Below are 13019 nucleotides of genomic sequence, written 5' to 3'. Positions count from 1 at the left end.
GCCGATTGGCGGCACCATATCGCCAAGCGATGGCAATACAAATCCGAACCTCGCTCGCCGAGCCCGATATGGGCGACAGCTTCGTCCCGCACCGTCCGCAGCGGCCTGAGAAAGCCGAGGGTGGGCGCAAGTTCGTGCTCGCTTCTTCCTATGATCCGGCCGGGGATCAGCCAACCGCAATCAGGGAGCTGAGCGAAGGCATTGATGAGGGCGAAAAGGATCAGGTGCTGCTGGGCGTCACCGGGTCGGGCAAGACCTTCACCATGGCCAAGATGATCGAGAAATTGCAGCGCCCGGCGCTGATCCTCGCCCCGAACAAGATCCTTGCGGCGCAGCTTTACGGTGAGTTCAAAAGCTATTTCCCGGACAATGCGGTCGAATTTTTCGTCAGCTATTACGACTATTACCAGCCCGAAGCCTATGTCCCCCGCTCGGACACCTACATCGAGAAGGAAAGCTCGGTGAACGAGGCGATCGACCGGATGCGGCACAGCGCCACCCGGTCATTGCTCGAACGCGACGATGTGATCATCGTCGCGTCGGTGTCGTGTCTCTATGGCATCGGCTCGGTCGAGACTTATTCGGCGATGATCTTCTCGATGAAGAAGGGCGCCCACGCCGACCAGCGCGAGATCATCCGCAAGCTCGTCGCGCTGCAGTATAAGCGCAATGACGCGGCCTTTGCGCGCGGCAATTTCCGGGTCAAGGGCGATAATCTGGAGATTTTCCCGTCGCATTATGAGGACACCGCGTGGCGGATTTCCTTCTTCGGCGACGAGATTGAGGACATCGTCGAGTTTGATCCGCTGACGGGCAAGAAGGTGGCGTCGCTCGACAGCGTGAAAGTCTATGCCAACTCGCATTATGTGACTCCGGGGCCCACGCTCAAGCAGGCGATGGAGGCGATCCGCCACGAGCTGGCCGAGCGTCTGAAAGAGCTTGAGGCCGAGGGCAAGCTGATCGAACACCAGCGGATCGAGCAGCGCACCAATTTCGACCTCGAAATGATCGCCGCAACCGGCTCGTGCGCCGGGATCGAGAATTACTCGCGCTTCCTGACGGGGCGGATGCCGGGCGAGCCGCCGCCGACCTTGTTCGAATATCTGCCCGACAACGCGCTGTTGTTCGTCGATGAAAGCCACCAGACGGTGCCCCAGATCGGGGCGATGGCCAAGGGCGATCACCGGCGCAAGATCACGCTCGCCGAATATGGTTTTCGTCTGCCGAGCTGTATCGACAATCGCCCGCTGCGCTTCAACGAATGGGACGCGATGCGGCCGCAGACGACGTTCGTCTCGGCGACTCCCGGCCCATGGGAGATGGAGGCGACCGGCGGAGTCTTTTCCGAGCAGGTCATCCGCCCGACCGGGCTGATCGATCCGCCGGTCGAGATCAAGCCGGTCGAGGACCAGGTCGACGACCTCGTCAACGAGGCGAAGAAGGTCGCCAAGGCGGGCTATCGGACATTGGTCACGACGCTGACCAAGCGCATGGCCGAGGATCTGACCGAATATCTCCACGAGGCCGGGCTTCGCGTTCGCTATATGCATAGCGACGTCGAGACGCTGGAGCGGATTGAGCTGATCCGCGATCTGCGCCTCGGCGTCTATGACGTGCTCGTCGGGATCAACCTGCTGCGCGAGGGGCTCGACATTCCCGAATGCGGGCTGGTTGCGATCCTCGATGCCGACAAGGAGGGGTTCCTGCGGTCCGAAACGTCGCTGATCCAGACCATCGGCCGCGCCGCGCGCAACGTCGACGGGCGCGTGATCCTTTACGCCGACCGAGTGACGGGCAGCATGGAGCGCGCGCTCAACGAGACCGATCGCCGCCGCGAAAAGCAGGTCGCCTACAACCTTGAGCACGGCATCACCCCGGCGTCGATCAAGAGCCAGATCAACGACATCATGAGCGACGTCAGCTTGCGCGACGGCGTGCTGGTCGAGACCGGCGACGACGAGCGGCCGCATTTGGTCGGGCATAATTTGAAGGCCTACATCGCCGACCTCGAAGGGCGGATGCGCAAGGCCGCGGCCGACCTGGAATTCGAGGAAGCCGGGCGCCTTCGCGACGAGATCCGACGGCTGGAGGAAGACGACCTCGGCATTCCCCAGCAACAACGCCGCGCCCCGCGCCCGGCCGGCAATTCGAACGAAGGCAAGCCAGGGACACGGAAGGGGCGGTACGGAAAGCAGTCGCGATTCAAGTCGGGTGGATCTGGGCGATAGCTAACGGCCAACCTTTGCCGGTGGCGGTTGTGTAAACGCCAACGATGATTCGCAATTTCGCAGACATGGAAACCGACATGGAAGAAGTTCGCCTTGCGGAAGGCGTTGAATTAGCGAGAATTCGGCCTCGCGCCGCCTAACGCAACACCCCGCGCGCCTTCATCCGCTGCGCATACAACAGTAGCGCGATCGCGATTCCCCAGATGGCGAAGTCGAGGGCCAGCATGCCACCGGTCTGGGTCTCCCCCGGCGGCGGGTTGACGAACCATTGGTAGGCGCTGCTCACGGCCAGCCCGGCCAGCGACACGCCGAACACCGCGACCGCGTGGCGGCTTCGCGCAAGCAGCAGCAGCGACCCCGCAATCGCCCCCCACACGCCCAGCGCCCACGCCGCCACTTCCCATGCCGGGAAGCCCGCGAACCAGGCGATCTGAGCGGGGGTCGCGGCGGCGAGGTAGGCGGCATTGTGAGTCTGGGTCATGGTGTAATCGATCCCGCCGATCGCATTCCACGCCAGCGACAGCAGGCCGACCGCCCATAGATGCCACGGCGTGCGTCCGACGCTAACTGGCGTCCCGATCGGTGCCGCATCGGCGGTGTGCAGCGTCTCGTCCATCATATCCTCCCCCGGGTGTTGATCAACGACGGCTATTGCGCGCCCACTGTCGCCGACTGTCAAGCCGCAACGCAACCCCGCCGGGCGCGGCGCGTTGCCGCTTGATGACCAAGATCGTTACGCACCTGTTCCTTGCCGCGCTCGTATCCACCTTAGGGGCGTGCAACGACAGCTCTCCGGTGGCGAACAATGCCGTCGCCCCGCCCGACAATGCCGTTGGCGACGCGCCCGCGTCCGGGCTTGCCGCACCCGCAAATTCGGGCGTGGCCGAAGCGGTCGCCAAGGCGTCGATGCCGCTTCCGACCGACGGCATGCATTGGCACTGGAACGAAGCATCGGGGTCGGCCGATTATGGCGGCGGACCCGGGGCGATCACTTTCTCGATCGCCTGTCGCGGGGGCAAATTGCTGTTCCACCGAGCCGACGCCGCGCCCGAGGGGGGCAAGGGCACGATCAGCTTCACCGGCAACGCCCGCGCCGCCTCGGTCCCGGCATTGGCGGTCGGTGATACCGCGGCAATGACCAGCAGCTGGCTGGCGAGCGAGGCGCCGTCGGACATGACCAGCGCCGTCGCCCGCGTCTTTTCCGGCCCAGGCCCGGTCGAAATCGCGCTGACCGGGACGATGCGGCTGGTCACCAAGCCCTCGCCGATCCCGCTGAAGCCGTTCGCGCGCTGTCGCACATAAAAGGGCGGCCCCGATGTGGGACGGCCCTCCTACCGTGACGAAAGTCTATCCGGTAATCAGAAGCCGACGTTGAACCCGATCTGGCCCGAGGTCTCGTTGCCCTGCTTCTTGCCGAAGGTCCCCGACACGCCGGCATCGACCGACAGCGCCGACGAGATTCCGGCGCCGAAGCCCAGGTTCAACCGGCCATAGGTCTTCTTGCTGGCGTTCTCGAAAGCGAAATGGTTGACGATCGTCGGGGCCGAGGTCTGGGCGTAGTAGACGGTTCGTCCGTCGCCCTTGAAATCCTTCTCGGCGAGCAGCGCGGCAAACGGGCGGAAGTGCATGCCGCCCAAGTCCATATCCCCGCGAAGTTCCAGCCCGGCCGACCCGCGCAGCGATGAGAAGCGCTGCGAATTGACGTTGAGGGTCAGCGCTGCGTCGCCCGTTTCGGTATAGCCATCGACCTTGGCCTTGGCATAATCGAGCGCCACGACCGGTCCGGCACGAAGCCCGCCGAGGCCCATCAGATAGCCCGCCTTCGCGCCCGCCAGCACATGGCTGCCCGACGGCTTGGCCGACATGGCGTCGATCACGCCCATGCGGCTGATGCGATGCTTGTCCTTGCCATAGCCGAGATAGCCTTGGGCAAAGCCGCCCGCGAGACCGAAGCCGGCAAAGGCGCCGATCTGGTAGCTGCGCGAGCGGGTATCGGCGACGCCTGCGCCGACCTTGGCCTTGGGCTTGGAGTAGTTGGCGGCGATCCCGGCAGTCCCGCCCGAAAAGCCGGCCTCGAGCCCCAGCGTCGCGCCAACACTGGTGGTCTTGATCTGGTCGCTGGTGAAGGTGGCATCGGCGGTGCGGCTGAACGTGTCACCCAAAGCGAACAGGCGCACCCCCGACAGCAGTTCGCCATCGCGCGGGCTGCCTGCATCCATGCGCGTCATCATCGTCCGGCCGAACTGGCGGGCGGTGTCGAGCGCCAGGTCGCTGGTCGCCTGAAGCGTCAGCGGGGCTTCCATCTGCGCCGCGATATATTTGGCGACGATGCGGAACCCGTCCGAGGTCAGGTGAAGCTGGTCGCCATAGAAAAGATAGCCCGAGGCATTGACGACGCAGGTCGGGTTGGGGAAGGCCGGGCAGACCAGGTTGGTGATGCCATAGGCCGCAGGCGTCGCGGTGATGCGCGCGCCGACCAGCCCGACGTCGAGATAGTTCACGATCGCGCCATTGGCGGCATAGCCCGCCAGAGGGGCCTTGATCCCGGCGTTAAAGGTCGACGAGAAGGCGCCGCGAACGGCCTGCGCCGGCAGGTTCCCAGCTACTTCGGGGGCGGTCGAGGCGTCGAGCGCGATGTAGCTGATGTTGCGCGCCCCGGCCGCGACCAGTGCATTGGTGTTGGCGGTGAAGTTGGCGACCGCGACATTGGCGGCGGCGGTTGCGCCGGCGACGGTGCCGCCCGACTGCTGATATGCGCGCGCGTCATTGCCTCCGACCGAAATCGCCAGCAGATCGTTGGGGCCAAAAGTGGCCGGGCCCGCCGGGAACAGCGTACCGCCGCCTGCGAGGAAGCTTCCGACCTGCGTCGAATAGCCGAGCGGCGCCGGGACCGTGACGTTCGCCGAACCGGTGGTTGCGCCGCCGATGGCATAGTTGACTTGGGGTGCGTTCAGCAGGGTCGACAGCGTGTCGATATAGTTGGTCCCGCCCGAGAATCGCCCGGTGGTGTAGACCGTCGTCGAAACCGGATTGAGCCCGATGATACGGAACAGGTTGCCGGTGTCGGCATAGCTGTCACCAAAGGCGACGATGCGCGTGACGCGCTGCGCCGATGCGGGCGTGGCGGCAACCAGCGCGGTGGCGGCAAGCAGCGATGCCGCTACGAAACGACGAATAGTCATGAAAACATCCTCCCCTGCGGCCGTGACCGGCCTGTCCAGCGCGACTAATACGCCACGCGTTCGCCCAGGGAAGTGGCGCGGGCGCAACAGTCGTGAAGTTTCAAGCAGTTGCCGCTACGTCAAGCTTGGCTACGTCGATGCGCAGCCCCGTCAGGCGTGGCTCTGCCAAGGCGACACGATCAGCGTTTCTCCGCTGCCAATCGGCTCATCAATAGTGCGGCGCGCTTGGCCTGGCGGAAGATCGACGGGATATCGACCGTCTCGGCCGGCGTATGATCGCCCGTGCTCGCGGGCCCGAGCCCGGCCAGCCCGTCGACATCGGCGGCAACGAAGCTGATGTCGCCCGCACCGCGCTTGAGCGGGTCGAGTTCGACCATCGCCGCAAGCCCCATGTCGGCATTGACCCGGTTGAGCCGCGCCAGCAGCGCGCGATTGCCCGGGGTCGGGGCCATTGGCGGATAGACGTCGTCGTCGAAGCTGATGCTGCTCGTTGCGCCGGGCAGGGGTGCCCCGACGATCGCCTTCATTTTCGCCACGGTGCGGGCATATTGGTCACGGGTCAGCGCGCGCAGGTCGCCGCGTGCGACGGCGGTCGCGGCAATGATATTGGTCTTGCCCGCCGCCGTCAGCCGGATCTTGGCCGCGTCCGTGACCGCCTCCTGCCCGCCGCCGAACAGCCCGACATTAAAGGTCAGCTTGTCATCGCGCAACTGGGTGCGGAAGGCATCGATGATCCGCGAGAGTTCATAAATCGCGCCATAACCAGCCTCGCTGGAGAAAACGCCGCTCGAGTGGCCGGGCTTGCCGGCGACCGTAACCGTCCACCCCGCCACACCGCGCCGAGAGACCGATCCCATGTCGACCAGCCCGCCCCGGGCGTCGGGCAACCGGATCAGCCCTTCGAAATCGAGCGCGACATCGGCCGCCTTCCCCGCCGCGATCAGGTCGCGCCGGGCGATCTCGATCGGCGATCCGCTATCCTCCTCGTCCCCAGTCAGGAAGACCGTGATGTCGGCATTCTTCAGCGTCCCCGCCGCCTGCATCGCGCGCAGGGCCGCGACCATGACCGCGTCGCCGCCCTTGTCGTCGCTCGCCCCCGGGCCATTGGCCCGATCACCGGAGCCACCGCCACTGCGGACCCACTTCTGAAACGGGCTGTCGGCCTCGAACACCGTGTCGAGATGGCCGATCAGAAGCAATCGCTTGCCGGTGCCCTGATGATGCGCGACCAGATGCCCCGCACGCCCCGTCTGGCGCAGCGGAAGGAAGCGCACTGCGAACCCCAGCGGCTCAAGCTCGGCGCGGATCATCTTGCCCACCGCCTCGACCCCGGCGAGATTGTGCGACCCGCTGTTCTGGTTGACCCACCGCTCAAGCATGGCGAGCGTCCGGCCCTGCTCGGCATCGACCGTCGCGATCATCCGCCGTTCGGTCGAGGAAGGCGCCGCCGACGACGGGACAGCGATCAGCAGCGCCACGGCGGCTGCGGCGATATGGACGAAGGGCGAACCTGGAAATCTGCTCATCGACCAAGGCTAGCCGCCCGTGGGCAAACCCGCAATTCCACCGACGCCAAAAAAAGACTGTCCTACACCATAACCAATGTGGTTCATGCAATTCGCCAACGAGGAACATGAGATGACCGATTCGGCCTGCCCTACCATCGATGCTCTGATCGATGCCCTGATCGACCGCGAAGGCGGCTATGTCGCCAACTCCGCCGATCGCGGCGGCGCGACCCGCTTCGGCATCACCGAAGCCGTCGCCCGCGCGCACGGGTTCGGTGGCGCAATGAGCGAATTTCCCCGGGCCGAGGCCGTCGCTATCTATCGCCGACTCTACTGGCTCCGGCCGGGCTTTGATGCGGTCGCAATCCGCGCCCCCCGGCTGGCCGCCGAACTGTTCGACACCGGCGCCAACATGGGCCCGGCGGTGGCGGCGACCTTCCTCCAGCGCGCGTTGACCGCGCTTAACCGTAACGCGCGCGACTATAGCGACCTCGTCCCCGACGGCCGTATCGGCGTCACCACGCTGGCCACGCTCGACGCCTTTCTCGCAACTCGGGGGGTGGCCGGGGAGACCATCCTGCTGCGCGCGCTCGATGCGCTCCAGGGTGAACGCTACCTCCGCCTGGCCGAGCGCCGCCCCGCCAACGAGGCTTTCCTCTACGGCTGGCTCGCGAACCGCGTCGGCACATAGGCGCCCGTCAAAGCATCGTCACGACCGCGAACATGTGTGAACATTCGATCCCTAAAAGGAGACAGGACATGGCCTTACTCGACAGTATCATCGGCCCGATTTCACAGCTTCTCGACCGCATCATTCCCGATCCGCGCGCCCGCGACAGTGCCAAGCTGGAACTATTGAAGCTTCAGGGCGACCAAGAAATGGCGAGCCTTGCGACTCAGATGCAGGCGATTGTCGCCGAAGCCCAGTCGCCCGATCCGTGGACCAGCCGCGCACGCCCGTCGTTCCTCTACATCATGTATGCGCTGATCCTGTGGTCAATCCCGATGGGGCTGATCGCCGCAGTCCAGCCGTCGATGGCCAGCGCCATCGGCAACGGCATGTCGTCCTATCTGCGCGGCATCCCCAATGAACTCTACACCCTCTTCGGCACCGGCTACCTCGGCTATACCGCCGCACGCACCTGGGGCCAGATCAAGGGAGTCGAGCGGTAAAATGCGTCCGGATTGATCGGGGCGGCGTTACGGATGCCATGAACCATATTCTCCGCCGCCTCGCCGTTCCGGCATTTTTCGCCTTGGCCTCGGCCTGCTCGCCGCCGAACCTGCTCAGCGGGATCAACCGGTTCGTCCCCGGCGACCATGGCGCGCGACGCGTCGCCGAGGGGATTACCTTCGCGCCGGCGACTGGGCTCAAGCTCGACGTATGGGCACCCGCCAAAGACCGTAAGGCGGCGTCCAACCACAAGCTGCCGGTGGTCATTTTCCTCTATGGCGGCGGCTGGGTCGCGGGGTCGCGCAGCGGCTATGCCTTCGCCGGAGCCGGCTATGCAGGCCAAGGGTTCATCACCGTCGTCCCCGATTATCGCCTGGTCCCGACGGTGCGCTTCCCGGCGTTCATTGAAGACGGCGCGCTGGCGGTCAAATGGACCCGCGATCATATCGCGGCGCTTGGCGGCGACCCCGACCGGATCGCTGTCGCCGGGCATTCGGCAGGCTCGTACAACGCCGCGATGCTGGCGCTCGACCCGCATTATCTGGCCGATGCCGGGGTGCCCGCCGGCACGATCAAGGCGGCCGCCTTGCTGTCCGGCCCCTACGATTTTTACCCCTTTACCGAACAGCGCGGGCGCGATGCGCTCGGGGCGTGGCCCCGCCCGGCGGAGACCCAGCCGATCAACTTTGTGACCCGTTCGGCCCCGCCGATGCTCCTCGCCACGGGCAGCGCCGACGACATCGTCATGCCCCGCAACAGCCAGGCACTGGCCGCGAAACTGGCCGCCGCAGGCGTCCCGGTCGAGCTGAAAATCTATTCCGGCAAGGGCCATGTCGACCTGGCGAAATCGCTGTCAAGACCGTTCCGCGGCACCACTCCCGCGCTGGCCGACAGCGCGGCCTTTTTGCACCGCATTTTAGGGAGCTAGCCTCTTCACCAACTCGGCGGCGAATTCGCTCAGCGTGTCGTCGCGCGCGCCCATCACGACGATGCGGTCGCCGACGCGCGCGGTGGAAATCAGTGCGTCGCCGATCGCGCTTCGCTCGGGTAAATGGGTCGCCCCGAACCCCGCTGCGCGAACCGCCTCGGCCAGCCAGTCCGATCCCCGCGAGCGATCGACCGTCCCGCCCTGATAGACCGGATCGGGTAGAAACAGCTCGTCCTGCTCGCGAAGCCCATTGGCAAAAGTCTGCGCCAACTCGTCGCCCATTTTGGCGAGCGGGCCAAAGCCATGCGGCTGGAACATCACCAGCAATCGTCCGGGCTGCGCGGTCAGCGTGGCGAGAGACGCTGCGATCTTGTCAGGATTGTGGGCAAAGTCGTCGATCACCGTTACCCCGCCCGCCGTCCCGACCGTCTCGAGCCGCCGCCGAAGCCCGGCGAACGAGCCCAGCGCCGCGACCGCCTCGGCCAGCGGCACGCCCAGCGCACTGACCGCCGCCAGCGCCGCCAGCGCATTCGAGGCATTGTGGCGACCCGGCACGCTCATCCGTACCGCCGCCTGCTCGCCGGCGTGATCGACGGTGAACGCCACGCCATCGGGTAATAGCTCGAGGTTGCGTGCCGCGAACGCCGCGCTCGGGCTGTCGAAGCCGTAGCCGAGCAGTTGTCCCGCGGGCACCTCGTCGGCCAGCATCCGCGCTTCGGGATCGTCGAGGTTGATGACCGCGCGGCAAGCGACCTTGAGGAAGTCGCCGAACAGCGCGCGCAACGCTTCCATCGAATGATGGTCGAGGCTGACATTGGTCAGCACCGCGACCGTCGGGCGATAGAGCGAAATCGATCCGTCGCTCTCATCGACCTCGCCGATGAACAGCGCTGGATCGCCTACCAGCGCGCTGGCGAACGGCGCCGCCGCGGACACGAAATTCTTCATCACCGCGCCGTTGATCACCGTCGGGCGGCGGTGGCAGGCCGACAGGATCCAGCCGATCATCCCGGTTACGGTCGACTTGCCCGAGGTGCCGCCGATCGCCACCGACTGGCCTGCGGCGTTCATCAACTCGGCAAGCAGTTGCGGCCGCGTGACATGGGCAAGGCCAAGCTCATTCGCCCGCACGACATCCAGGATAGTCGCCTCGACCGCTGCCGACGTGACCAGCGTCGTGCCCTCGCTCAATCCCGATCCGTCCTGCGCGAACAGATCGATCCCGAGCGATGCAAGATAGTCGAACTTGGCACCCAGTCGCCCGGCGTCGAGCGCCCGGTCGGACCCGGTGACCTTCGAGCCCGCTGCCCGGACGATGGCCGCGAGGGGAAGCATGCCGCTGCCGCCGACGCCGCAGAAATGATAGTGATTGCTCATGCCCGCTGCCCTATTGCGGGGCGAGCCGATTGCATAGGGAGTGGGCATGCGGATTGCGGTGGTCGCGCCGAGCAGCGCGTTGAGTGAGGTTGCAGCCGACCGGGTCCAGGCGCTGGTGGCCAAGCGAGGCGACGCCGAACTGGTGATCCACCCGCAATGCCTGCTTCGCGATGGCCACTTTGCCGGAAGCGATCGTCTGCGCCTCAACGCCCTGCGCACCGTGATGGCCGATCCCCGCATCGACGCGGTGTGGTTCGCGCGCGGCGGCTATGGATCGAACCGCATTGCCGAGGGCGCGCTCGCCGACCTGCCCGATGCGGCGCGGGCCAAGACCTATCTTGGCTATAGCGACGCTGGCTTCCTGCTGGCGGGGTTTCACAAGGCGGGACTAAAGGTCGCGCACGGGCCGATGGTCCAGGACGTGCTGCGCAGCGGCGGCGAGGTTGCGGTGGCGCGCTCGCTCGACTGGCTGGTGAGGCGCGATCCGGCGACGCTCGAACCCGGGATCGGTGGCCCAGCGATGGCCTATAACTTGACCGTGCTGTCGAACCTGCTCGGCACTCCGCTCGAACCCGATTTCAGCGGGATCGACCTGATGATCGAGGATGTCGCCGAATATCTCTATCGCATCGACCGGGCGATGTTCCACCTCACCTCGTCCCCCGCAATCCGCCGCGTGAACTCGCTTCGGCTCGGCCGTGTGAGCGATGTTCCCGCCAATGATCCGCCGTGGCGCGGTGACGCGGAAGCCATTGTTAGGGGCTGGTGCGAGCGGTCCGGAATCGCCTTTGCCGGACCGGCAGACATTGGTCACGACGCCGGTAACCGCATTGTCCCTTTTCCACTTGCCGCAAGTTAATCGTCCTCGTCGCGCTACGCTCTTGCAAGGGGGGCGCGATTGCGCTCTATCTCCTCACCGAACAACAGGAGGGCCAAATGGCAAAAGCAACGACCGGTACACCGCGCAAGGCTGGGGGCGGGCTCGCTCGTCCGGTCACCCCGTCGCCTGAACTGGCAGCAGTGGTTGGTTCTGACCCGCTTCCGCGCAGCGAAGTGGTGTCGAAAGTATGGGCTCATATTCGCAAGCATAATCTGCAGAATCCCGCCAACAAGCGCGAGATTTTGGCGGACGACAAGCTCAAGAAAGTGTTTGGCAAGGACAGCTGCACCATGTTCGAAATGAACAAGCATCTGTCGGCTCACCTCAAGGCATAGCCGTATCCCGCATGGGAGACGAAGGGCTCGCGGGAAACCGCGGGCCCTTTTTCATTGGCGCAGGCGCGATCCGACTCGAGTTTTTTTCAGCCAATCTGAGTGCGGCACCAGCCCGCACCCCCACCCGGCCAACCCACTCAGTGTATCTTATGGGTTGGCCGGGTGGGGGTACGGGCCGGTTCCGTTCGACTGAAACAGATTCTAGCCGCGCAGGCTTTGATCGAGTCTTTCGGCGCAAAGCGGGTAGCCGAGGTGGTCGGGAATGGTCAGCCACTGCTCCCCGTTCCGCTCCTCGACCCACGGCGTGATCGTCTCGACCGGGTGGGCAAGTGCGTCGGCGCGCATCGCGGCAACGCTTTCGTGGAGGGCAAGCCGCTCCAGATTGCAGCGGGTCGGAAAGATGATACTCGCGCGCCCGGCGGCGCAGCGGTCGAGCGTGGCGCGCGCGGAAAGCCATTCGGCGCTTCGATTCTCTGCCTCGCCGACGATCGGATGCCACTCGCCGGGCGGCGCTTCGGCGAGGAAGAACAAGGTGTCGAAGCGGCGCGCCAGGTGCAGATTGGGCAGCCACCGCGCCCATGGCAGTAGCAAATTGGCGTCGAACGCCAGGCCGTGCTGCGCGATGACGTCGGCCAGCGGCCGCTCGGCCAGCAGCGATCGCTGAAGCTCGGCGGCGAGCGCGGCGTCGGGCAGCGGAGACAGCGCGATCGGGACCGCGGTCTCCTCGATCGTCTCGCGCACTGCCGCCACCAGCGCGGCGCCATGATTGACCCCCAGCGCATCACCCAGCGCATGATCGGCCGGGTCGATCCGCCCGCCCGGAAAGACCATCGCGCCGGGGGCGAAGGCCATGGTCGATGCGCGCTCGACCATCAGCAGTTCAGGCGGGCCCCCGGGCACATCGCGGGCCAGGATCAATGTCGCGGCGGGGATGGCGGGCGTGTCGTTCATGGCTTGCCTTAGGTCATCGCCTGACGACAAAAAAGGCCGACGTCGCCGTTGGCCGGCAACAAAAAGGCCGGCACCGTTTCCGGCGCCGGCCTCCTGTCTTGTCCTTCCAACGCAAGCGCCGAGGAAGCGAAATTACATCGCGTTGACGGACTTGTTGGCGGTCGCTTCCGACACGTTGCCGGCGGCGACGTTGTCAGCGAGCTTGTCACCCTTGTCCTTGAGCGCGTCGGCCTGGTTCGATAGCGTGTCGGCGGCGGCGTCGTTCGAGGTGTTCGATGCGGCCGCGTCAAGGTTGTCGGCGATGTTGCCGACATTGGCTTCGACATTGTCGGCCGCAACCTTGTTTTCGCTCTTCTGGCAGGCGGCCATGGTCAGCGCCGCGGCACCGAGCAGTAGAATTGAAAACTTCTTCATGGAATAAACCCCTTGTTATGGTCACGCAGAACGATGTCGCAA

The 13019-nt window shown here is 65.5% G+C and carries 13 protein-coding genes; 7 read left to right on the top strand and 6 right to left on the bottom strand.

Annotation, left to right across the window (positions count from 1 at the left end):
• Positions 1-29 precede the first annotated feature (29 nt).
• On the top strand, positions 30-2228 hold the full coding sequence (uvrB, locus tag U1700_RS02835) for an excinuclease ABC subunit UvrB (RefSeq protein ID WP_332749949.1): 2199 nt from the start codon (positions 30-32) through the stop codon (positions 2226-2228).
• A 136-nt stretch (positions 2229-2364) separates the two neighbouring features.
• Here the strand turns inward: uvrB and U1700_RS02830 are convergent, their stop codons facing one another.
• Entirely contained in the window at positions 2365-2844 is a 480-nt protein-coding gene (locus U1700_RS02830; protein ID WP_332749947.1) for a hypothetical protein, read from the bottom strand.
• 104 nt (positions 2845-2948) lie between these two features.
• Here U1700_RS02830 and U1700_RS02825 point away from each other — a divergent pair, with 104 nt between their 5' ends.
• Positions 2949-3530 (top strand): hypothetical protein, encoded by a 582-nt coding sequence (locus U1700_RS02825; protein WP_332749945.1) that lies wholly within the window; start codon positions 2949-2951, stop codon positions 3528-3530.
• Between the two features lie 56 nt (positions 3531-3586).
• Here U1700_RS02825 and U1700_RS02820 read toward each other — a convergent pair whose 3' ends face one another.
• Positions 3587-5410 carry an autotransporter domain-containing protein gene (locus tag U1700_RS02820; RefSeq protein WP_332749943.1) on the bottom strand — a complete coding sequence of 608 codons (1824 nt, stop codon included), beginning with the start codon at positions 5408-5410 and terminating at the stop codon, positions 3587-3589.
• Between the two features lie 179 nt (positions 5411-5589).
• Positions 5590-6936, bottom strand: a complete 1347-nt coding sequence (locus tag U1700_RS02815; RefSeq protein ID WP_332749941.1) for a M20/M25/M40 family metallo-hydrolase — start codon at positions 6934-6936, stop codon at positions 5590-5592.
• Positions 6937-7048: 112 nt separating this feature from the next.
• On the opposite strand from U1700_RS02815, the gene U1700_RS02810 reads away from it, so the two are divergent.
• The 3 genes from U1700_RS02810 (at position 7049) to U1700_RS02800 (ending at position 9020) form a co-directional block, all read left to right on the top strand.
• Positions 7049-7609 carry a glycoside hydrolase family 108 protein gene (locus tag U1700_RS02810; RefSeq protein ID WP_332749938.1) on the top strand — a complete coding sequence of 187 codons (561 nt, stop codon included), beginning with the start codon at positions 7049-7051 and terminating at the stop codon, positions 7607-7609.
• 68 nt (positions 7610-7677) lie between these two features.
• On the top strand, positions 7678-8091 hold the full coding sequence (locus tag U1700_RS02805) for a holin family protein (protein WP_332749936.1): 414 nt from the start codon (positions 7678-7680) through the stop codon (positions 8089-8091).
• 38 nt (positions 8092-8129) lie between these two features.
• Positions 8130-9020: an alpha/beta hydrolase gene (locus tag U1700_RS02800; RefSeq protein ID WP_332749935.1), complete on the top strand. Its 891-nt coding sequence runs from the start codon at positions 8130-8132 to the stop codon at positions 9018-9020.
• Here the strand turns inward: U1700_RS02800 and U1700_RS02795 are convergent.
• Positions 9009-10397: a Mur ligase family protein gene (locus U1700_RS02795; protein ID WP_332749933.1), complete on the bottom strand. Its 1389-nt coding sequence runs from the start codon at positions 10395-10397 to the stop codon at positions 9009-9011. The two genes, U1700_RS02800 and U1700_RS02795, sit on opposite strands and share 12 nt — an antisense overlap.
• A gap of 46 nt (positions 10398-10443) precedes the next feature.
• Between U1700_RS02795 and U1700_RS02790 the strand changes: the two genes are divergently transcribed.
• Both U1700_RS02790 and U1700_RS02785 read left to right on the top strand, forming a co-directional pair.
• Positions 10444-11256, top strand: coding sequence for an LD-carboxypeptidase (locus U1700_RS02790; RefSeq protein WP_332749931.1), 813 nt, complete (start codon positions 10444-10446; stop codon positions 11254-11256).
• A 77-nt stretch (positions 11257-11333) separates the two neighbouring features.
• The gene (locus U1700_RS02785; protein ID WP_332749929.1) at positions 11334-11612 is read left to right on the top strand and encodes an SWIB/MDM2 domain-containing protein; all 279 of its coding nucleotides are present in this window, start codon (positions 11334-11336) and stop codon (positions 11610-11612) included.
• A 201-nt stretch (positions 11613-11813) separates the two neighbouring features.
• Here U1700_RS02785 and U1700_RS02780 read toward each other — a convergent pair whose 3' ends face one another.
• Positions 11814-12563 carry an NUDIX hydrolase gene (locus U1700_RS02780; RefSeq protein ID WP_332749928.1) on the bottom strand — a complete coding sequence of 250 codons (750 nt, stop codon included), beginning with the start codon at positions 12561-12563 and terminating at the stop codon, positions 11814-11816.
• 132 nt (positions 12564-12695) lie between these two features.
• Positions 12696-12977 (bottom strand): hypothetical protein, encoded by a 282-nt coding sequence (locus U1700_RS02775; protein WP_332749926.1) that lies wholly within the window; start codon positions 12975-12977, stop codon positions 12696-12698.
• Positions 12978-13019 lie beyond the last annotated feature (42 nt).

This window comes from Sphingomonas sp. RB1R13, assembly GCF_036663775.1.
Lineage (GTDB): Bacteria > Pseudomonadota > Alphaproteobacteria > Sphingomonadales > Sphingomonadaceae > Sphingomicrobium.
This window is presented reverse-complemented; position numbering and strand designations above follow the sequence as displayed.

Bases quoted from the DNA above. Each gene is read 5' to 3' on its own strand.
- U1700_RS02815 (WP_332749941.1), bottom strand. From the start codon at position 6,936: ATGAGCAGATTTCCAGGTTCGCCCTTCGTCCATATCGCCGCAGCCGCC.
- U1700_RS02805 (WP_332749936.1), top strand. From the start codon at position 7,678: ATGGCCTTACTCGACAGTATCATCGGCCCGATTTCACAGCTTCTCGAC.
- U1700_RS02825 (WP_332749945.1), top strand. From the start codon at position 2,949: ATGACCAAGATCGTTACGCACCTGTTCCTTGCCGCGCTCGTATCCACC.
- U1700_RS02830 (WP_332749947.1), bottom strand. From the start codon at position 2,844: ATGGACGAGACGCTGCACACCGCCGATGCGGCACCGATCGGGACGCCA.
- uvrB (WP_332749949.1), top strand. From the start codon at position 30: ATGGCAATACAAATCCGAACCTCGCTCGCCGAGCCCGATATGGGCGAC.
- U1700_RS02775 (WP_332749926.1), bottom strand. From the start codon at position 12,977: ATGAAGAAGTTTTCAATTCTACTGCTCGGTGCCGCGGCGCTGACCATG.
- U1700_RS02820 (WP_332749943.1), bottom strand. From the start codon at position 5,410: ATGACTATTCGTCGTTTCGTAGCGGCATCGCTGCTTGCCGCCACCGCG.
- U1700_RS02810 (WP_332749938.1), top strand. From the start codon at position 7,049: ATGACCGATTCGGCCTGCCCTACCATCGATGCTCTGATCGATGCCCTG.
- U1700_RS02790 (WP_332749931.1), top strand. From the start codon at position 10,444: ATGCGGATTGCGGTGGTCGCGCCGAGCAGCGCGTTGAGTGAGGTTGCA.
- U1700_RS02795 (WP_332749933.1), bottom strand. From the start codon at position 10,397: ATGAGCAATCACTATCATTTCTGCGGCGTCGGCGGCAGCGGCATGCTT.
- U1700_RS02785 (WP_332749929.1), top strand. From the start codon at position 11,334: ATGGCAAAAGCAACGACCGGTACACCGCGCAAGGCTGGGGGCGGGCTC.
- U1700_RS02780 (WP_332749928.1), bottom strand. From the start codon at position 12,563: ATGAACGACACGCCCGCCATCCCCGCCGCGACATTGATCCTGGCCCGC.
- U1700_RS02800 (WP_332749935.1), top strand. From the start codon at position 8,130: ATGAACCATATTCTCCGCCGCCTCGCCGTTCCGGCATTTTTCGCCTTG.